Raw genomic sequence first — 18,057 nt, 5'->3', positions numbered from 1 at the left:
TGCCTTGAGCACGGCGGCTGCCGTCATGTTGTCGATTGGCAAAACTCCCTCGCCCTTATCCATCCTTGCGCCCCGATCTGCGAGCGGAGGTTGGATAAGGTACACAGGGTTTGGTTCCGGCGCTCGCTCAGTGAGCCAATGCCTGTTGAAAGGACGTGTCAATAATGCCGGCAGTGGCTAACGGAGCCGGCAGCGCTTTCACTTTGAACAGGAAGTCGGCAGTACTTTGCAAATCCGTCGCCGCTTGTGTGTCAACGGGGCCGACCGTCATGTGCGCCTGACGCAACCAGTGGCGCGACACCTGCTGATCGAGATTGGCTTTCTTCGCCCACAGATCGGCGTATTCATCCGTGTGGCTGTCGACCCAGGCCCGCGCCTGCTTCAAGCGCCCGAGAAAATCCGCTATGGCTGCATGTTTGCTGTCGATGGACGGTGTCGACGCCGCGATAGCACTGAGGCCCGGCATCAGATTCTTGGCGGTCAGGATCGGCCGCGCGCCGGAAAATACGATCTGCTGGGAAATGTACGGTTCCCATACCGGGAAAGCGTCGATGCTGCCCTGTGGAAGGGCTGCGGCGGCATCGATCGGCATCAGTTTGACGAAATCGACGTAGTTTTCCGGCAGACCGCCCTGCTCCAGGGCGCGCAAGGTCAACTGCTGACTCCAGGCGCCAGGCCAATAAGCGACTTTCTTGCCCTTCAGATCAGCGATGGTTTTTACCGGCGAGTCCTTCGGCACGAGTAACGCGATGGTGTCCGGATTCTGCCGCGATACGCCAATCAGTTTCACCGGCGCCTGCTTGGCAGCCAGAAACAGAAAACCGGAATCACCCAGAAAGCCCAGATCCAGCGAACCGGTTTGCAAGGCTTCCGCCAAGGGTGCAGCGGCCTGGAAGTGCTTCCAGTCGACGGTATAAGGCGCGTCTTTCAACACGCCGGACGCCTCCACCGAGGCACGGATGTTGTAGTAGTTCTGATCACCGACGTGCAGGACCAAGGGCTCGGCTGCGTAGGAAAGTGGCGAGGTAAATAATGCAGTGATTAACGCACTGCGGAGGAAACGAGAAAGCTTCATGGCGAGTCCTGCGAAGGTAATTGCATAGACCATAACGCTGTTGATTCAAGGTTTTGAAATTCGATAAATGCATAAGCTCATCACGGTTGATACTTGCTGTTTGCTTGCCAACAGTAGCGAATCACACTGTTTCCCACGCAACAGCTGAAATCCTGCACCTGGCGTTAAAACCCTTATAAACCGGCGCTCTCAAGCACATGGCACAGAGCCTGCAATATTCCATTCATGCAGGAAGCATTCGATAAAAATATCTTTTTGGACATAAGAAACCTGTGCCTTTGCCGGAGCGCCCCCATGACATCGTTCTTTCCCCGACTCAAAACCCTGCTGGCTGCCAGCGCCATGGTGCTGAGCCTGCAACCGCTCGCCCACGCGGCTGAAACCGCGCCGGCTGAAGTGCATCTCGACTACGCCTATTACTCGCCAGTCAGCTTGGTGCTCAAGCACTTCGGCTTCCTCGAAAAGGCCTTGCCGCAAACCAGAGTCAGTTGGGTATTGAGCCAGGGCAGCAACCGTTCGCTGGAATACCTGAACAGTGGCGGCGTGGATTTCGCTTCCAGCGCCAGCCTGGCGGCCGTGCTGAGTCGGGCCAATGGCAGCCCGATCAAATCCGTTTACGTCTACAGCCGCGCCGAATGGACAGCGCTGGTGGTGCGCAAGGATTCGCCGTACCAGACCGTCGCTGACCTGAAGGGCAAAAAGATCGCTGCCACCAAAGGCACCGATCCGTATCTGTTTACCCTGCGCAGCCTGCAACAGGCCGGATTGAAAAAAGACGATGTCGAACTGGTTCACCTGCAACATCCGGACGGCCGCACCGCGCTGGAAAAAGGCGATGTAGACGCCTGGGCCGGCCTCGATCCGCACATGGCCGCCAGTCAGGTTCAGGCCGGCTCGCGCCTGCTCTACCGCAACCCCGCGTTCAACAGCTACGGCGTGGTCAGCGTCACTGAGCAATACGCCAAAGAACATCCGCAGACCATAGACACCGTGATCAAAGCCTACGAACAGGCCCGCGACTGGGCGCTGAAAAATCCTGATGAGTTCGCTGCCCTCCTCGCCAAGGAGTCCGGCTTGCCGCTGGACGTAGCCAAGCTGCAACTATCGCGCACCGACCTGAGCAGCCCGCAACTGACCCAACAGGACATCAGCGCCTCCAAGGCTGCGGCGCCGATTCTGGTCTCCGAGGAACTGGTGCGCCGTGGGGTGAATGTCGATCAAGTCATCGACCAACTGCTCGACAGCGGTGTACAGCAAGCCGTCGCCCGCCAGTAACCGATCAGCCTCAGGACAAATCCGCGCCCGTCGCGGATTTGTTGTGAGCGGAGCCAAAAACCATGACCACTCACTGCAAAGACTTGCCCGCGCCACTTGCCGTTCCGCGCCAGCGTCCTGCGCGTTTAAATCCGGCATGGCAGCGCCGCTGCAAGGGCCTGGCCCTGCCGCTGCTGATCATCGTTGCGCTGGAAATTATCGTACGCATCGGGTGGCTGCCGTCCTACCAGATGCCGGCACCGAGCGAGATTGCTCTGACCCTCACCGACCTCGCTGAGGGTGCGCTGTGGAAACACATCGGCGCCAGCCTGATACGCGTGCTGCTGGGTTTTACCATTGGCGCCAGTCTGGCGCTGGTGTTTGCCGCCTGGGTCGGTTTGAGCCGCGAAGCCGAGGCCTATCTGGAACCGACTTTCGCCGCGTTGCGTTCAATCCCGAGCCTGGCCTGGGTGCCACTGCTGTTGTTGTGGCTGGGCATCGACGAGACCTCGAAAATTGTCTTGATCGCCATTGGTGCGTTCTTTCCGGTATACGTCAACGTGGTCGCGGCCATTCGCAACATTGATCGCAAACTGGTGGAAGTCGGCCGCATCTATGGCTTCAGCCGCTTGCAACTGGTGCGACGAATATTGCTGCCGGCCGCCCTGCCCGGCCTGTTCACCGGGCTACGCAGTGGCATGAGCCTGGCGTGGATGTTTCTGGTGGCGGCGGAACTGATCGCGGCCACCAAAGGCTTGGGTTATTTGCTCAGTGACGGCCGGGAAACTTCGCGGCCGGACATCGTGCTGGCCGCAATCATCGTGCTCGCCTTGCTCGGTAAACTCAGCGATGGCTTGCTGGCCATGCTCGAACGCCGCTGGTTGAACTGGCGTGACACATTCACCGGCCAAGGCGCCAGCGACTAAGCTGAAATCTCCAACCGGAGATTCAGCCGATGTGCGGAAGACTCTCGCAGTACCGTGGCATTCACGACTTCGTCGCGGTGCTGAGCATTCCCGACGCGTTGATCAATCACGTCGGCGATGCACCGCTCGACCGCTACAACGCCGCGCCGACTACCGCGCTGGCCGTCCTGCACCAACAAGGGCAACAGCTGCAGGCCGACAATCTGCGCTGGGGCTGGCGCCCGCACTGGGCCAAGGATCGCCCACCACCGATCAATGCCCGGGTCGAGAAAGTCGCCCATGGCCCGTTCTTCCGGACGATCTGGCGACATCGCTTGATTGTGCCCGTGGACAACTGGTTTGAATGGGTTGATAGCGAAGACAAATCCCGACAACCGTGGCTGATTCGTCGGGCGGATCATGGGGCGGTTTTCTGCGCAGCCATCGGCCAATTTCCGACAGCCGAAACAGCGACCCGGGACGACGACGGTTTCGTGATCATCACCGCCGATGCCGCCGGCGGCATGCTCGATATCCACGATCGTCGACCGGTGGTGTTCCGCGCAGAGTTGGTGCGCGAATGGCTCGACCCCGCAACCCCCGTTGAGCGCGCCGAGCAAATGCTGTTGTTCGAAGGTGAAGGCAGTGAAGTGTTCGAATGGTACAAAGTCGGCAAAGCGGTCGGTAACGCACGCAATCAGGGGACCAGTTTGATTATTGAGCAGACTTAAACATTTGCCGACTTCACGCGTCTATCCATGTAGGAGCTGCCGAAGGCTGCGATCTTTTGACGCAGCGTTAGAAGGATAAAACTATTGCAACCTTCAGCGACTCATAAAGGCGAATCACTGCCGTTACAAACTCTGTTTCATCTTTGAAACGCTGCAAATAAAACACACGTTCGAATGAACAAACCGCCTGTCTGACATTTCAACCGTCATACATACATTTAGATGCACTACGGCTAGCATGCGCGCCGCCTTTCCGATTGGTATACCAGTTGACCAAAGAGTCAACAAACCAGGAATCCCCATAACGTCTACAAGCCTTGCAGAGAAATAAGTTGCGCGACGATTTTGCAATCAAACAGGTCAGCGGCCTGGAGTGTATTTATCTGTCCATGACAGAACGCTTTGAACTCGACTGTTTTATCGGCCACTACATCAAGACCCGAAACCTGCGTGCCGTTCCCGATATCGAACGCATCCTGCGCACCACCCTCGAAGGGTATCCCGGCCACGCGCCGGTGATGGTCAACGAGCTGAATGCATGGATCGACCGAACATTGGGATATCGGGCTTCACACCCCGATTTCACGCAGCTGGACGATCTCTGAACCCAAAAAAAGCCCCGCATGTGCGGGGCTTTTTCGTAAAAATCTTCAAAACTTGCGGTCTGGATCTGAAAGCTCTGTGGATTCATCGCGCTTCCAGGTCTGTTCGTTGTGTTTCTCCCGCTCTATTTCTTCTTGCGTCGGTTGATCCGTGTCTTGGTCATCCGTCTCTGGCTGCTTTGGCTCAGTCGTCATGTACACCTCCCGTCATCAGTTACCCGTCATCCTTGAAGCTTAGAACAGTTTCAAACGCACAACTTACAACCACCACCGCAGCAAAAAGAAGAACGCCATGCTCAACAACATACTGAGCAAAGTACTGCGCGTGTAAATCACCAGAGCGATCGCTACCAGCGAACTAAGCAGGTACGGATTGTCCCACTGCAGATTCAGCTGTTTGTCCGGCATGAAGACAATCGGCCCGCAGATCGCGGTGAGCATCCCCGGTACTGCAAAACCGAGAAACTGCCGCGCATTACTACTCAAGCGCACCGGCAAACGCGGTTCAAGAAACACGTAGCGATTGAGAAACACCAGAATCCCCATGCCGAAAATCACCGCCCAAACCATCATGTGCGCTCCCGATACAGCTTGTTGCAGATAAACCCTGCGGTCATTCCTGCCAACCCCGACAACACCAGCGCCGAGCCCCATTGCCAGTAACTGAACAACACCGAACAAAACAGCGACACTGCCACGCAAACCACCGTCGGCACGTTGCGCACTACCGGTGTAATCAGGGCAATGAAGGTGGCGGCAATCGAGAAGTCCAGCCCCAGGTGCTCAAGCCCCGGAATGCTGCTGCCGAGGACAATGCCGGCCAGGGTGAACAGATTCCACGCGATGTAGAACGTCAGGCCGACGCCCAGCGCATACCAGCGGTTGAACTGCTGGCGATCATGTTGACTGGTCAGCGCAAACAACTCATCGGTGAGCAAAAAGCCCAGACCGATGCGCCAGCGCCCCGGCAGTGGCGAAATCACCGAACGCATGCTCATGCCATACAGCAAGTGCTGTGAAGTCAGCAGCAGCGTGGTCAACAGAATCGAAAAAACCCCCGCGCCGCCCTTGAGCATGCCGATCGCGACCAATTGCGCCGCTCCGGCAAACACAATGCTCGACAAGCCCTGCCCTTGCAGCGGTGTGAGGTTGGCTTCGATCGCCATCGAGCCGGCCAGTAATCCCCAAGGCGCGGTGGCCAGAGACAACGGCATGATCGCCACAGCGCCGCGAAGGAACGCACTGCGCGGCATAAGTGAGTCAGACATATCTCTCTTCAACAGTGGAAACAGCAACAGACTCTGCCAGCAAATCCCCTTGTCCGGCTTGAACAATCTTGCGCAATTGCGCTAAATCGCGCCGACTGAGGACAGCCATCGGCGTACCATGTGAGCCATTCACAAATGCGTCAGGGAGACGACATGCTGTACCGAATCGCAGCCGACGGGCTGGTGCTGTTTCATTTGTCCTTCATTCTGTTTGTGCTGTTTGGCGGGCTGCTGGTCCTCAAATGGCCACGTTTGATGTGGCTGCATTTGCCGGCTGCGGCCTGGGGCGTGGCGGTCGAGGTGCTGCACCTGACCTGCCCGCTGACCTACTGGGAAAACCTCATGCGCCACGCGGCCGGGCAGACTGAATATGCCGGCGGCTTCATCGAGCATTACATCTGGCCAATTATCTACCCGGCAGGCCTTACCCCGCAGATTCAACTGGCGCTCGGCAGTGTGGTGCTGGCGGTCAACCTGTTGGTGTATGGCCGTTTAATCCGTTCGTGGAAACTGCGTCGAGCGGTGTAATCAACGCGAAGTCTTCAAGGCTTGCAGCCAGACCGGATCCAGGCGCGTCTGCTCGGTATCGAGTCCCAGCGCCTGCATCCGCTCCTTGTGCGTTTCAACTTCCCGCCACAGTTGCCCGTGATCACTGGAGTTGCCGTCCAGTTCGTGCATTTGCGTCAAGCCGAGATGGTAAAAGCGCAGAACCTTCATAGCCGTCGGATCATTCTGCTCCACGGCTGCAGTGACCTGATGCATGACATTGGTGATGCTCATCAGATTGCGCTTGAGTCGCCAGCTGTACACGGCTGGCGCCATCCAGCTCTGATTCCAGAAGCGCCCGCGCAGTAACGCTGCGGTCAGCAGAAACGCCACAAACACGCCGCCGACATTGAAGCGCAGGTTATCGCCGCCAGGCTCGCCGAACAGCGCCACCGCCACGCTGGAAAACAACATCGCCAGCACCAGGAACAGCACGGCGATGATGATCGTGCTGCGGCGGGTCTGCTGGCGAAAAGTGGCGGCATCCATCGGCTGAATCTCGAACATCACAAATGACTTCCTTGAGCGACAAAAGGGCTAACTGAAAAAACCGGCCGGCGCATTATCGCCTCTACCGCGGATTTAGCTATGCTGGGGCTCCTTTTCATCTTTTCAGCGTCCAACGGGGACATGGCGGTACAGCGCAGATCGTGCCATCTTCATTCATGGATACACACTATTCGGATGCCATCGCCTAGTCTTGAGATGACATCGTTTTAAGGATCATTGCATGACCCAACGACACGTAATCAATGCCTCGGTCAGCCCGAAAGGCAGCCTGGAAACCCTTTCTCAACGTGAAGTTCAGCAACTGAGCGAAGCCGGATCCGGCAGTACCTACACCCTCTTCCGCCAGTGCGCCCTGGCCATCCTCAACACCGGCGCCCATGTCGACAACGCCAAGACCATCCTCGAAGCCTACAAGGACTTCGAAATCCGCATTCACCAACAGGATCGCGGTGTACGCCTGGAGCTGCTGAACGCTCCGGCCGACGCCTTCGTTGACGGCGAAATGATCGCCAGCACCCGCGAAATGTTGTTCAGCGCCCTGCGCGACATCGTCTACACCGAAAACGAACTCGACAGCCAACGCATCGACCTGAGCACCTCGCAAGGCATCAGTGATTACGTCTTCCACCTGCTGCGCAATGCGCGCACGTTGCGTCCGGGTGTCGAGCCGAAAATCGTCGTGTGCTGGGGCGGCCACTCGATCAACACCGAAGAATACAAATACACCAAGAAAGTCGGCCACGAACTGGGCCTGCGCAGCCTCGACATCTGCACCGGCTGCGGCCCCGGCGTGATGAAAGGCCCGATGAAAGGCGCGACCATTGCCCATGCCAAACAGCGTATTCATGGCGGTCGTTACCTGGGTTTGACCGAGCCAGGCATCATCGCTGCCGAAGCGCCGAACCCGATCGTCAACGAGCTAGTGATCCTGCCGGACATCGAGAAACGTCTGGAAGCCTTCGTGCGCGTTGGCCACGGCATCATCATCTTCCCGGGCGGCGCCGGTACGGCTGAAGAGTTCCTCTACCTGTTGGGCATCCTGATGCACCCGGACAACAAGGGGCTGCCGTTCCCGGTGATCCTCACCGGGCCGAAACATGCCGCGCCGTATCTGGAACAACTCGACGCCTTCGTCATCGCCACTCTCGGCGAAGCGGCCAAGCAGCACTACGAAATCATCATCGACGACCCGGCCGAAGTGGCGCGGCAGATGACTCAGGGCCTGAAAGCGGTGAAGCAATTCCGCCGCGAGCGTAACGATGCGTTCCACTTCAACTGGCTGCTGAAAATCGACGAAGGCTTCCAGCGCCCGTTCGATCCGACCCACGAAAACATGGCCAACCTCAAACTGCACCGCGACCAGCCACCGCACGAACTCGCGGCCAACCTGCGTCGGGCGTTCTCGGGCATCGTCGCCGGCAACGTCAAGGACAAGGGCATTCGCCTGATCGAAGAACACGGGCCGTACCAGATCCGTGGTGACGCGGCGATCATGCAACCGCTCGATGCGCTGCTCAAAGCCTTCGTCGCCCAGCACCGGATGAAACTGCCGGGCGGCGCGGCGTATGTGCCGTGTTATCGAGTGGTGGCGTAACCTTTAAGCCATCACACAATCCATGTGAGAGCTGGCTTGCCAGCGATAGCGGTCTTCCAGTCAACAGAGATGTTGAAGCAGATGACCCCTTCGCGAGCAAGCTCGCTCCCACAGGTTCTGTGGCGTGGCACAAATGGTATTTGCAACCTGAATCCCCTGTGGGAGCGAGCTTGCTCGCGAAGGGGCCCGATAGAACAACCTCAACCCGCCAATCGCACAGCCAGCGCCTTGGCCTGCAACGCGACATCCGTCACCGCCGTACTCTCCCACCACATCCCGCGCAATGGCGGCCCCATGGCAAATAACCGGTCAGCGGCACATCCCTCGGCATCCAGCACCGCGCCATCCACTGCCGCTGCGATTCCCAACGCCAACGGCCCCGGCTGCACCAAACCCCGCGCCAACAACTGCTGCGGCAACGGTCGCGCTACCCGGCGCCAGTCGTACTCGATGCCACTGGAGTTGATCAACGCGGCGCCCTGCACCACGCAGGTTTGCGACTCACCGCGACGCCGAGCGCGAATACTCACGCCACCTTCCACATTCGGCTCCAGCCCCTTGAAAGACGCCGCCTGAATCCGCAATCGCCCTTCTTTGTGCAACCGTTCAACCAGCGCCGCACTCAGCGGCGGCGAACGGTGATGGTGGCTTTCCCACCACGGCCGCACATGCCGTACGAATTGTCGACGCTGCGTGTCAGTCGCCTGGCTCCATAAGCGAGCGATGTGCACGCGAACCGTGTCCAGCGGCGCTTGCCAATCGATGCCTTGTGCGATGGCTGCCTGGCATTGCTGGCGTAATTCGCGCAACAGCTGCCGAGGCGTACGCAGGCTGTGATCGTCACCAAGAAAATCCACCCAGGCCGGCGGTTGTCGCCGCACATGGGGCAACAAACCATGGCGGGAAAATACTTCGATCGACCCGCGATGCCCGGCTTGCTCCAGCGACACCACGGCATCGACCATGGTCAGGCCGGAGCCGATGATCAGCACGGTCGATTGCGGGTCGAGCTGGCGCATGGCCGCGACATCCCACGGATCGAGCGCGGCGGCGTTGAGGCCGCTGGAGGTTGTCTGCGGGGTTCGCGCGGCCGGGAACATTCCAGTCGCCAGGACCGCGTAGCCTCCGCGCAGTGCCTGACCATTGCTCAGTGTGAGCTGCACCGAATCGGCCTCGACCTGCAGGTCGACGACCTCCGCGCGAAGGTGTTCAACGCTTGAGCCATTTCTCGCACCGACAAGGCGCGCTTCGGCCAGGCGCTGCTGCACATAGACCCCGAACAATCCACGCGGCGGAAACAGTTCACTGATCGGCACCTTCTGCTCGGCAGACTCCGGCCAGCCGCCAGCGGTAATGTGCTCAGTCAGCCACTGCGTCAGATCATCAGGATTATCCGGATCAACACTCATGCGCGCGGCGTTTCCGTTGAGTGTGTGACCCAACTCGACCGCGCTATAGGCCTCGCCTCGACCGATTTCGGCACGCGGTTCGATAATCAGGACATGGCGCCGGCCCGGCAGACGCAACAATTGCACGGCCAGCATCGTGCCGCTGAGGCCGCCGCCGATAATCAGGATGTCTGCACGCTGATTCATTCAAATCACCACATTACGAACAAACCGCGCCGGCACATCGCCATCGTTGCGATAGGAATGCGGCTGGTTACTGGCAAACATAAAAAACTCGCCCGTGCCGATGTGCTGCGGCTGATCGCCGAGCATCAGGGTCAGGCAACCCTCAAAGACGAAAATCTGCTCGCTCCAGCCCTCGGCATCGGCTTGCGAGGGGTAGACCTCGCCCGGTTGCAGGCACCATTCCCATTGCTCGACTTCGCGCGTCGCCGTGGCTTTGGAGAGCAGCACCGCTTTGCTGCCCGGGTGAGTGCCCGCCCAGGCCACCTCATTGATGCGGCTCGGATCACGCGCATCCGGCGCCTGGATCAGATCGCTGAACGCGACATCGAGCGCTTCGGCGACGCGATCAAGGGTGGTCAGGCTGACATTCTTCTCGCCCGCCTCAATCGCCACCAGCATTCGCCGGCTGACACCGGACTTTTCTGCCAGCGCGGTCTGACTCAGGTCGGCGGCATGCCGCAGACGCCGGACGTTCTGGCTGACGTGTTGCAGGACGGATGCCCGTTGCATTGAATCTTTGTGCACTATATTGCTCACTCGGTGAGGTTGGGCAGTATACTGCGCAACGTTGGGCGCATTGTGCGGCCTCCTTTTTATAGTGCGCAAGGTCATGACGTCGCAGAACAACTCCCCCACTCCACTCCGTTTCTCTCGTTTCAGCAAAGCCGAGTGCGTGCTGGTGCTGATTACCATGGTCTGGGGCGGCACGTTCCTGCTGGTACAGCACGCGATGACGGTCAGCGGCCCGATGTTTTTTGTCGGCCTGCGTTTTGCGGCAGCGGCTTGTATCGTTGCGCTGTTCTCATGGCGTCATCTACGCGAACTGACCCTGTTCGAACTCAAGGCCGGCGCCTTTATCGGCGTGGCGATCATGCTTGGTTACGGTTTGCAGACGGTCGGGTTGCAAACCATTCCGAGTAGTCAATCGGCGTTCATTACTGCGTTGTATGTGCCGTTCGTGCCGTTGCTGCAATGGCTGGTGCTCGGGCGTCGTCCGGGCTTGATGCCGAGCATCGGGATCATGCTGGCGTTTACCGGGTTGATGTTGTTGTCGGGGCCGTCCGGGGCTGCGCTGAATTTCAGTCCGGGCGAGATCGCCACATTGATCAGTGCGATCGCGATTGCCGCTGAAATCATTTTGATCAGTACCTACGCCGGCCAGGTGGATGTGCGTCGGGTCACTGTGGTGCAACTGGCCACGACTTCGGTGTTGTCGTTCCTGCTCGTGGTGCCGACTGGCGAATTGATACCGGACTTTTCCTGGACCCTGCTGGTGACTGCGCTGGGGTTGGGCGCGGCGAGTGCGGCTATTCAGGTGGCGATGAACTGGGCGCAGAAAAGTGTTTCGCCAACCCGGGCGACGTTGATCTATGCGGGTGAGCCGGTGTGGGCCGGGATTGTTGGGCGAATTGCTGGCGAGCGCTTGCCGGCGATTGCGCTGTTGGGCGCGGGGTTGATTGTGGCGGCGGTGATTGTCAGTGAGTTGAAGACCAAGGGGAAGGTTGCCCCAGCAGACGTTGAGCTGGAGCGGGAAACCCAAGGTTAATCTGCAATATCTTTAGTGCTTGGACTATAGCTATCGCGAGCAGGCTCACTCCTACACTTGAAATGCGTTCCCCGCTGTAGGAATGAGCCTGCTCGCGATGAGGCCATTCCAAGCAACATCGATCTACCTGAAACAATGCCAAACAGAAAATTCCAGACTACTTTGTAGGATTCTGAGACATCCTGGCGTTTGGTGATCGGGGAGCTGGCACGTATGATGCTTCACAAACTTCCGCAGATTAGAAGCCTATGTCCCTGATAGTTCTACTGCTTCTGCCATTCATTGGCAGCTGTCTGGCAGCGGTGCTGCCACACAATGCGCGTAATACCGAATCCCTGTTGGCAGGTCTGGTCGCTTTGATCGGCACCGTCCAGGTCGCGATGTTGTACCCGCAAATTGCCCACGGCGGCGTAATCCGCGAAGAGTTCATGTGGCTGCCCAGTCTCGGTCTGAACTTCGTTCTGCGTATGGACGGTTTCGCCTGGCTGTTCTCGATGCTGGTACTCGGCATCGGCACGCTGGTTTCTCTGTATGCCCGTTATTACATGTCGCCGGACGATCCGGTGCCGCGTTTCTTCGCGTTTTTTCTGGCGTTCATGGGCGCCATGCTCGGCCTGGTCATCTCCGGCAATCTGATTCAGATCGTGTTTTTCTGGGAGCTGACCAGCCTCTTCTCGTTCCTGTTGATCGGTTACTGGCACCACCGCGCCGACGCCCGTCGCGGTGCTTATATGGCGTTGATGGTCACCGGTGCCGGCGGGTTATGCCTGCTGGCGGGGGTCATGATTCTCGGCCATGTCGTCGGCAGCTATGACCTCGACAAGGTCCTGGCCGCCGGCGACATGATTCGCGCACATTCCCTCTACCCTATCCTCCTTCCCCTTATTCTCATTGGCGCCCTCAGCAAAAGTGCGCAGTTCCCTTTCCACTTCTGGCTGCCCCACGCAATGGCGGCGCCGACACCGGTTTCGGCCTATCTGCATTCGGCGACCATGGTCAAGGCCGGGGTTTTCCTGCTCGCGCGTCTGTGGCCGTCGCTGTCCGGCAGCGAAGAATGGTTCTACATCGTCAGCGGCGCTGGTGCGTGTACGCTGTTGCTCGGCGCCTATTGCGCGATGTTCCAGAACGATCTCAAAGGTCTGCTGGCTTACTCGACCATCAGCCACCTCGGCCTGATCACGCTGTTGTTGGGTCTCAATAGTCCGTTGGCCGCTGTAGCGGCGGTATTCCACATCCTCAATCACGCGACATTCAAAGCCTCGCTGTTCATGGCCGCGGGCATCATCGACCATGAAAGCGGTACTCGCGATATCCGCAAACTCAGCGGCCTGATCAAACTGATTCCCTTCACAGCGACGCTGGCCATGGTTGCCAGCGCCTCGATGGCAGGTGTGCCGCTGCTTAACGGCTTCCTGTCGAAAGAGATGTTCTTCGCCGAAACCGTGTTCATCAATGCCACGGCCTGGGTCGAAGCGGCGCTGCCGATTGTCGCGACCATCGCCGGTACATTCAGCGTTGCCTACTCGTTGCGTTTCACCGTCGATGTGTTCTTCGGCCCACCGGCCACCGACCTGCCGCACACACCGCACGAGCCGCCGCGCTGGATGCGTGCGCCGGTAGAGCTTTTGGTATTCACCTGCTTGCTGGTGGGGATTTTCCCGGCGCAGATCGTCGGCCCATTGCTCGCGGCGGCGGCATTGCCAGTGGTTGGCGGCACACTGCCGGAATACAGCCTGGCGATCTGGCACGGTCTGAACGCACCGATGATCATGAGCCTGATCGCCATGTCCGGCGGCATCATCGTCTATCTGTTGCTGCGCAATCAGCTCAAGCGCGGACGTTTCAAATATCCGCCACTGGTGGGCCGCTTCAACGGCAAGCGCCTGTTCGAGCGCAGCCTCGTGGTGATGATGCGCCTGGCCCGACGCCTGGAGCGGCGCCTCGGCACCAAGCGTCTGCAGATGCAATTGTTCCTGATGGTATTGGCGGCGGTGCTCGCCGGTCTGATCCCGATGTTGCACAGCAGCCTGAGCTGGGGCGACCGGCCGAAAATTCCCGGCTCGATCGTCTTCGTGACCCTGTGGTTGCTGGCCATCGCCTGCGCCCTCGGCGCCGCGTGGCAAGCCAAGTATCACCGTCTCGCCGCCCTGACCATGGTCAGCGTCTGCGGGTTGATGACCTGCGTGACCTTCGTCTGGTTCTCCGCACCGGATCTGGCCCTGACGCAATTGGCAGTGGAAGTGGTCACCACCGTACTGATTCTACTCGGCCTGCGCTGGTTGCCACGCCGCATCGAAGAAGTCTCGCCACTGCCGAGCAGCCTGCGCAAGGCACGCATTCGTCGTCTGCGCGACTTGCTATTGTCGATTGCCGTCGGCGGTGGCATGGCGCTACTGTCCTACGCGATGCTGACGCGGCAAACGCCGAACGACATCTCCTCGTTCTACCTGAGCCGCGCCATGCCCGAGGGCGGCGGCAGCAACGTGGTCAACGTGATGCTGGTGGATTTCCGTGGCTTCGACACCCTTGGCGAAATCACCGTGCTGGTTGCCGTGGCGCTGACCGTGTTCGCCCTGCTGCGGCGCTTCCGCCCACCGAAAGAAAGCCTGCAATTGCCAGCCCAGCAACGCCTGCTCGCGCCGGACGTGGTCACCGACCTGGTCAACCCGCGTTCCGCCAGCGACACCGCGCTCGGCTTCATGATGGTGCCGGCAGTGCTGGTGCGTCTGCTGCTGCCGATTGCGCTGGTGGTGTCGTTCTACCTGTTCATGCGCGGGCACAACCAGCCGGGCGGCGGTTTCGTCGCCGGTCTGGTGATGTCGGTGGCGTTCATCCTGCAATACATGGTCGCCGGTACACAGTGGGTCGAGGCGCAAATGAGCCTGCGGCCGTTGCGCTGGATGGGCACCGGATTGCTATTCGCCACCGCTACAGGTCTGGGCGCGATGCTGGTCGGTTATCCGTTCCTGACCACGCACACCTGGCATTTCAGCTTGCCAGTGCTCGGTGACATCCATGTCGCCAGCGCGCTGTTCTTCGACATTGGCGTGTACGGCGTGGTGGTCGGTTCGACGCTGTTGATCCTCACCGCCCTCGCCCACCAATCGGTGCGGGGTCACAAGACCGCATCGCTGCCCAAGTCCGTCGCCAGTAAAGGAGCCGTCTGATGGAAGAAGTCATCGCAATCGCCATCGGCGTGCTCGCCGCCTCCGGCGTCTGGCTGATCCTACGGCCACGGACCTTCCAGGTGGTCATGGGCCTGTGCCTGCTGTCGTATGGCGTCAACCTGTTCATCTTCAGCATGGGCAGCCTGTTCATCGGCAAGGAGCCGGTGATCAAGGACGGCGTTACCCAGGACTTGTTGCACTACACCGACCCGCTGCCACAGGCACTGGTACTCACCGCGATCGTCATCAGTTTCGCCATGACCGCGTTGTTCCTCGTCGTTCTGCTCGCCTCGCGCGGCCTGACCGGCACCGACCACGTCGACGGCCGGGAGCCTAAAGAATGATGGCGATGACTCACCTGATCGCCGCACCGATCCTGCTGCCGCTGCTGACTGCCGCGATCATGCTGATGCTCGGCGAGCGGCACCGACCGTTGAAGGCGAAAATCAACCTGTTCTCCAGCCTCGTCGGCTTGTTCATTTCGGTGCTGTTGCTGCACTGGACGCAAACCACGGGGGTGCCCGGTTCTATCGGGGTCTACCTGCCGGGCAACTGGCAGGCGCCGTTCGGCATCGTGCTGGTGGTCGATCGTCTGTCGGCGCTGATGCTGGTGCTGACCGGAATCATCGGCGTCAGCGCCCTACTGTTTGCCATGGCCCGTTGGGACGGCGCCGGTTCAAGCTTCCACGCGCTGTTCCAGATTCAGTTGATGGGCTTGTATGGCGCGTTCCTGACCGCTGACCTGTTCAATCTGTTCGTGTTCTTCGAAGTGTTGCTCGCCGCGTCCTATGGCCTGTTGCTGCACGGCTCGGGTCGGGCGCGGGTTTCATCGGGGCTGCATTACATTTCGATCAACCTGCTCGCCTCATCGCTGTTCCTGATTGGCGCGGCACTGATCTACGGCGTGACAGGCACGCTGAACATGGCCGATCTGGCGCTGAAGATCCCGCTGGTGCCGGAAGCCGACCGTGGCCTGCTGCACGCCGGTGCGGGGATTCTCGCCGTCGCGTTCCTGGCCAAGGCTGGCATGTGGCCGCTGAACTTCTGGCTGGTGCCAGCCTATTCCTCGGCCAGTGCGCCGGTGGCGGCGATGTTCGCGATCATGACCAAGGTTGGCGTCTACACCCTGCTGCGTCTGTGGACGCTGTTGTTCTCAGGGCAGGCCGGTGCGTCGGCATTCTTTGGGGGCGACTGGCTGATCTATGGCGGCATGGCGACCATGGCCTGCGCGGCGCTGGCGATTCTGGCCGCGCAACGGCTGGAGCGCATGGCCAGCCTGAGCATTCTGGTGTCGGCGGGGATTCTGCTGTCCGCCGTCGGTTTCGCCCAGCCAAACCTGATCGGCGCGGCGCTGTTTTATCTGGTCAGCTCGACCCTGGCGCTGAGTGCACTGTTCCTGCTGGCCGAGTTGATCGAACGCTCCCGTTCGGCCAACGAGATCCCGCTGGAAGACGAAAGCGAACTGCTGCCACGTCCACAGGAATCCCTGCAACCACCCAAAGGCATCAACCTCGATGACGAGCAGAAAGCCGTGGTCGGCCAGGTTATCCCGTGGACCATGGCGTTTCTCGGCCTGAGCTTCATCGCCTGCGCTTTGCTGATTATCGGCATGCCGCCGCTGTCCGGATTTATCGGCAAACTCAGCCTGATCGGCGCCTTGCTCAACCCGCTAGGCCTGGGCACTGGCGCGCCGATATCCAACGCGGCCTGGGCGTTACTGGCGTTGCTGATCCTCACCGGGCTGACGTCGTTGATGGCGTTCTCGCGCCTCGGCATCCAGCGCTTCTGGACCCCGGAGGAGCGCCCTTCGCCGCTGCTGCGCAAACTCGAATGCGCGCCGATCTTCCTGTTGCTGGGACTGAGCATCGTCTTGACCTTCAAGGCTGAGCCGCTGCTGCGCTACACCCAGGCCACCGCCGAGGCACTGAACAATCCGCAGCAGTACGTGATGGCGGTGCTCGGCACCCGCGCCGTCCCGAGCCCGGAAGCCAAATCGGCGATGCTGGAGGTGCAGCCATGAAGCGCGTGTTTCCTGCACCGCTGTTGTCGCTGGCGCTGTGCGCCCTATGGCTGACCCTGAACCTGTCGGTCAGCCCGGGCAATCTGCTGCTCGGCGCGATACTGGGTTTTGCTGCGCCGTTGATGATGCGCAAACTGCGTCCGAAACAGGTACGCATTCGCCGTCCGGGAACGATTCTGCGCCTGTTCCTGCTCGTCGGTCGTGACGTGGTGATGTCCAACCTGATCGTCGCGTGGAGCGTGCTCAATGCCGGTCGCCGCCCTCCGCGCTCGGGATTTGTCAAAGTCCCGCTGGACCTGCGCGATGCTCACGGCCTCGCAACGCTGGCGATGATCTGCACGGTGGTGCCCGGCACGGTATGGTCAGAGCTGGCGCTGGATCGCAGCATTTTGTTGTTGCACGTATGGGATCTGGATGACGAAGCGCAGTTCATCGAGCACTTCAAGAGCACCTACGAGCGGCCGCTGATGGAGATTTTCGAATGAGCCCATTACTGTCGAACGCGATCCTGCTGACGCTGTTCCTGTTCTCGCTGGCGATGGTGCTGACCCTGGTGCGCCTGTTCAAAGGCCCTTCGGCGCAAGATCGGGTCTTGGCGCTGGACTATCTGTACATCGTCGCGATGCTGATGATGCTGACCCTGGGCATTCGGTATTCCAGTGACACTTACTTCGAAGCGGCGCTGCTGATTGCGCTGTTCGGCTTCGTCGGCTCGTTTGCCCTGGCGAAATTCCTGCTGCGTGGCGAGGTGATCGAATGAATGCTGAATTGTCGCTATGGATCGAGATTCCGGTGGCGATCCTGCTGGTGCTCAGCGGGCTTTTTGCGCTGATCGGTGCGATCGGATTATTGCGTATGAAGGATTTCTTCCAGCGCATGCATCCGCCGGCACTGGCTTCGACGCTAGGCGCATGGTGTGTGGCGCTGGCATCGATCATCTGTTTTTCGGCGCTGAAGTCCGGGCCGGTCATACATGCCTGGCTGATTCCGGTTTTGCTGGCGATTACTGTGCCGGTGACTACTTTGTTGCTGGCGCGGGCGGCGTTGTTCCGCAAGCGCATGGCTGGGGATGATGTGCCGGCAGAAGTCAGTAGCCGGCGGACTGAAAGCGGTAGCTAGTCCAGAGCTTCGTGTCTCGACTGGCCCCTTCGCGAGCAAGCTCGCTCCCACAGGGTTTTGGGTGAAGTCACATATCTGTGAATACC

At 59.7% G+C, this 18,057-nt stretch carries 20 protein-coding genes; 13 read left to right on the top strand and 7 right to left on the bottom strand.

What is annotated here, in order from left to right; genetic code table 11:
* Positions 1-127: 127 nt before the first annotated feature.
* The gene (locus BMY54_RS22080) at positions 128-1,075 is read right to left on the bottom strand and encodes an ABC transporter substrate-binding protein (RefSeq protein WP_093437374.1); all 948 of its coding nucleotides are present in this window, start codon (positions 1,073-1,075) and stop codon (positions 128-130) included.
* 294 nt (positions 1,076-1,369) lie between these two features.
* On the opposite strand from BMY54_RS22080, the gene BMY54_RS22075 reads away from it, so the two are divergent.
* The 4 genes from BMY54_RS22075 (at position 1,370) to BMY54_RS22060 (ending at position 4,570) form a co-directional block, all read left to right on the top strand.
* Positions 1,370-2,350, top strand: a complete 981-nt coding sequence (locus BMY54_RS22075; protein WP_093437369.1) for an aliphatic sulfonate ABC transporter substrate-binding protein — start codon at positions 1,370-1,372, stop codon at positions 2,348-2,350.
* A gap of 62 nt (positions 2,351-2,412) precedes the next feature.
* Entirely contained in the window at positions 2,413-3,255 is an 843-nt protein-coding gene (locus BMY54_RS22070; RefSeq protein ID WP_093437364.1) for an ABC transporter permease, read from the top strand.
* 29 nt (positions 3,256-3,284) lie between these two features.
* Positions 3,285-3,965 carry an SOS response-associated peptidase gene (locus BMY54_RS22065; RefSeq protein ID WP_093437359.1) on the top strand — a complete coding sequence of 227 codons (681 nt, stop codon included), beginning with the start codon at positions 3,285-3,287 and terminating at the stop codon, positions 3,963-3,965.
* Between the two features lie 332 nt (positions 3,966-4,297).
* Positions 4,298-4,570 carry a hypothetical protein gene (locus BMY54_RS22060; RefSeq protein WP_093437355.1) on the top strand — a complete coding sequence of 91 codons (273 nt, stop codon included), beginning with the start codon at positions 4,298-4,300 and terminating at the stop codon, positions 4,568-4,570.
* Positions 4,571-4,615: 45 nt separating this feature from the next.
* Here the strand turns inward: BMY54_RS22060 and BMY54_RS30650 are convergent, their stop codons facing one another.
* The 3 genes from BMY54_RS30650 to BMY54_RS22050 form a co-directional block, all read right to left on the bottom strand.
* Positions 4,616-4,762: a hypothetical protein gene (locus tag BMY54_RS30650; protein WP_175559648.1), complete on the bottom strand. Its 147-nt coding sequence runs from the start codon at positions 4,760-4,762 to the stop codon at positions 4,616-4,618.
* A 63-nt stretch (positions 4,763-4,825) separates the two neighbouring features.
* Positions 4,826-5,137 carry an AzlD domain-containing protein gene (locus BMY54_RS22055; protein WP_174244501.1) on the bottom strand — a complete coding sequence of 104 codons (312 nt, stop codon included), beginning with the start codon at positions 5,135-5,137 and terminating at the stop codon, positions 4,826-4,828.
* On the bottom strand, positions 5,137-5,835 hold the full coding sequence (locus BMY54_RS22050) for an AzlC family ABC transporter permease (RefSeq protein ID WP_093437346.1): 699 nt from the start codon (positions 5,833-5,835) through the stop codon (positions 5,137-5,139). Before BMY54_RS22050 ends, BMY54_RS22055 begins: the two co-directional genes overlap by 1 nt.
* 153 nt (positions 5,836-5,988) lie before the next feature.
* On the opposite strand from BMY54_RS22050, the gene BMY54_RS22045 reads away from it, so the two are divergent.
* Positions 5,989-6,363 carry a DUF2784 domain-containing protein gene (locus BMY54_RS22045; RefSeq protein ID WP_093437340.1) on the top strand — a complete coding sequence of 125 codons (375 nt, stop codon included), beginning with the start codon at positions 5,989-5,991 and terminating at the stop codon, positions 6,361-6,363.
* Here BMY54_RS22045 and BMY54_RS22040 read toward each other — a convergent pair whose 3' ends face one another.
* Positions 6,364-6,888 (bottom strand): DUF3087 domain-containing protein, encoded by a 525-nt coding sequence (locus tag BMY54_RS22040; protein WP_093437335.1) that lies wholly within the window; start codon positions 6,886-6,888, stop codon positions 6,364-6,366. It lies immediately after the preceding gene.
* A gap of 223 nt (positions 6,889-7,111) precedes the next feature.
* On the opposite strand from BMY54_RS22040, the gene ppnN reads away from it, so the two are divergent.
* Positions 7,112-8,485, top strand: coding sequence for a nucleotide 5'-monophosphate nucleosidase PpnN (ppnN, locus tag BMY54_RS22035; RefSeq protein ID WP_007910770.1), 1,374 nt, complete (start codon positions 7,112-7,114; stop codon positions 8,483-8,485).
* A gap of 200 nt (positions 8,486-8,685) precedes the next feature.
* On the opposite strand, the gene BMY54_RS22030 is transcribed toward ppnN, so the two are convergent.
* Positions 8,686-10,080 carry an FAD/NAD(P)-binding protein gene (locus BMY54_RS22030; protein WP_093437330.1) on the bottom strand — a complete coding sequence of 465 codons (1,395 nt, stop codon included), beginning with the start codon at positions 10,078-10,080 and terminating at the stop codon, positions 8,686-8,688.
* Positions 10,081-10,644 carry a helix-turn-helix domain-containing protein gene (locus BMY54_RS22025; protein WP_093437325.1) on the bottom strand — a complete coding sequence of 188 codons (564 nt, stop codon included), beginning with the start codon at positions 10,642-10,644 and terminating at the stop codon, positions 10,081-10,083.
* An 85-nt stretch (positions 10,645-10,729) separates the two neighbouring features.
* Between BMY54_RS22025 and BMY54_RS22020 the strand changes: the two genes are divergently transcribed.
* The 7 genes from BMY54_RS22020 to BMY54_RS21990 all read left to right on the top strand — a co-directional run bounded on the left by BMY54_RS22020 (position 10,730) and on the right by BMY54_RS21990 (position 17,971).
* Entirely contained in the window at positions 10,730-11,665 is a 936-nt protein-coding gene (locus BMY54_RS22020; RefSeq protein WP_093437320.1) for a DMT family transporter, read from the top strand.
* Between the two features lie 248 nt (positions 11,666-11,913).
* On the top strand, positions 11,914-14,832 hold the full coding sequence (locus BMY54_RS22015) for a monovalent cation/H+ antiporter subunit A (protein WP_093437315.1): 2,919 nt from the start codon (positions 11,914-11,916) through the stop codon (positions 14,830-14,832).
* Positions 14,832-15,176, top strand: coding sequence for a Na+/H+ antiporter subunit C (locus BMY54_RS22010; protein WP_007910763.1), 345 nt, complete (start codon positions 14,832-14,834; stop codon positions 15,174-15,176). The genes BMY54_RS22015 and BMY54_RS22010 overlap by 1 nt, the downstream gene beginning before the upstream one ends.
* Positions 15,173-16,852: a monovalent cation/H+ antiporter subunit D gene (locus tag BMY54_RS22005; protein ID WP_093437311.1), complete on the top strand. Its 1,680-nt coding sequence runs from the start codon at positions 15,173-15,175 to the stop codon at positions 16,850-16,852. Before BMY54_RS22010 ends, BMY54_RS22005 begins: the two co-directional genes overlap by 4 nt.
* Positions 16,849-17,337 carry a Na+/H+ antiporter subunit E gene (locus BMY54_RS22000; RefSeq protein ID WP_093437306.1) on the top strand — a complete coding sequence of 163 codons (489 nt, stop codon included), beginning with the start codon at positions 16,849-16,851 and terminating at the stop codon, positions 17,335-17,337. The genes BMY54_RS22005 and BMY54_RS22000 overlap by 4 nt, the downstream gene beginning before the upstream one ends.
* Positions 17,334-17,612 (top strand): K+/H+ antiporter subunit F, encoded by a 279-nt coding sequence (locus tag BMY54_RS21995; RefSeq protein WP_007910754.1) that lies wholly within the window; start codon positions 17,334-17,336, stop codon positions 17,610-17,612. The genes BMY54_RS22000 and BMY54_RS21995 overlap by 4 nt, the downstream gene beginning before the upstream one ends.
* Positions 17,609-17,971 (top strand): Na+/H+ antiporter subunit G, encoded by a 363-nt coding sequence (locus tag BMY54_RS21990; protein ID WP_093437301.1) that lies wholly within the window; start codon positions 17,609-17,611, stop codon positions 17,969-17,971. Before BMY54_RS21995 ends, BMY54_RS21990 begins: the two co-directional genes overlap by 4 nt.
* Positions 17,972-18,057: the final 86 nt, after the last annotated feature.

The organism is Pseudomonas sp. ok266 (assembly GCF_900110195.1).
Classification (GTDB): Bacteria; Pseudomonadota; Gammaproteobacteria; order Pseudomonadales; family Pseudomonadaceae; genus Aquipseudomonas; species Aquipseudomonas neuropathica.
This window is presented reverse-complemented; position numbering and strand designations above follow the sequence as displayed.

Bases quoted from the DNA above. Each gene is read 5' to 3' on its own strand.
- BMY54_RS22030 (WP_093437330.1), bottom strand. From the start codon at position 10,080: ATGAATCAGCGTGCAGACATCCTGATTATCGGCGGCGGCCTCAGCGGC.
- BMY54_RS21990 (WP_093437301.1), top strand. From the start codon at position 17,609: ATGAATGCTGAATTGTCGCTATGGATCGAGATTCCGGTGGCGATCCTG.
- BMY54_RS22055 (WP_174244501.1), bottom strand. From the start codon at position 5,137: ATGGTTTGGGCGGTGATTTTCGGCATGGGGATTCTGGTGTTTCTCAAT.
- ppnN (WP_007910770.1), top strand. From the start codon at position 7,112: ATGACCCAACGACACGTAATCAATGCCTCGGTCAGCCCGAAAGGCAGC.
- BMY54_RS21995 (WP_007910754.1), top strand. From the start codon at position 17,334: ATGAGCCCATTACTGTCGAACGCGATCCTGCTGACGCTGTTCCTGTTC.
- BMY54_RS22000 (WP_093437306.1), top strand. From the start codon at position 16,849: ATGAAGCGCGTGTTTCCTGCACCGCTGTTGTCGCTGGCGCTGTGCGCC.
- BMY54_RS22040 (WP_093437335.1), bottom strand. From the start codon at position 6,888: ATGTTCGAGATTCAGCCGATGGATGCCGCCACTTTTCGCCAGCAGACC.
- BMY54_RS30650 (WP_175559648.1), bottom strand. From the start codon at position 4,762: ATGACGACTGAGCCAAAGCAGCCAGAGACGGATGACCAAGACACGGAT.
- BMY54_RS22070 (WP_093437364.1), top strand. From the start codon at position 2,413: ATGACCACTCACTGCAAAGACTTGCCCGCGCCACTTGCCGTTCCGCGC.
- BMY54_RS22005 (WP_093437311.1), top strand. From the start codon at position 15,173: ATGATGGCGATGACTCACCTGATCGCCGCACCGATCCTGCTGCCGCTG.
- BMY54_RS22080 (WP_093437374.1), bottom strand. From the start codon at position 1,075: ATGAAGCTTTCTCGTTTCCTCCGCAGTGCGTTAATCACTGCATTATTT.
- BMY54_RS22075 (WP_093437369.1), top strand. From the start codon at position 1,370: ATGACATCGTTCTTTCCCCGACTCAAAACCCTGCTGGCTGCCAGCGCC.
- BMY54_RS22010 (WP_007910763.1), top strand. From the start codon at position 14,832: ATGGAAGAAGTCATCGCAATCGCCATCGGCGTGCTCGCCGCCTCCGGC.
- BMY54_RS22065 (WP_093437359.1), top strand. From the start codon at position 3,285: ATGTGCGGAAGACTCTCGCAGTACCGTGGCATTCACGACTTCGTCGCG.
- BMY54_RS22045 (WP_093437340.1), top strand. From the start codon at position 5,989: ATGCTGTACCGAATCGCAGCCGACGGGCTGGTGCTGTTTCATTTGTCC.
- BMY54_RS22020 (WP_093437320.1), top strand. From the start codon at position 10,730: ATGACGTCGCAGAACAACTCCCCCACTCCACTCCGTTTCTCTCGTTTC.
- BMY54_RS22015 (WP_093437315.1), top strand. From the start codon at position 11,914: ATGTCCCTGATAGTTCTACTGCTTCTGCCATTCATTGGCAGCTGTCTG.
- BMY54_RS22050 (WP_093437346.1), bottom strand. From the start codon at position 5,835: ATGTCTGACTCACTTATGCCGCGCAGTGCGTTCCTTCGCGGCGCTGTG.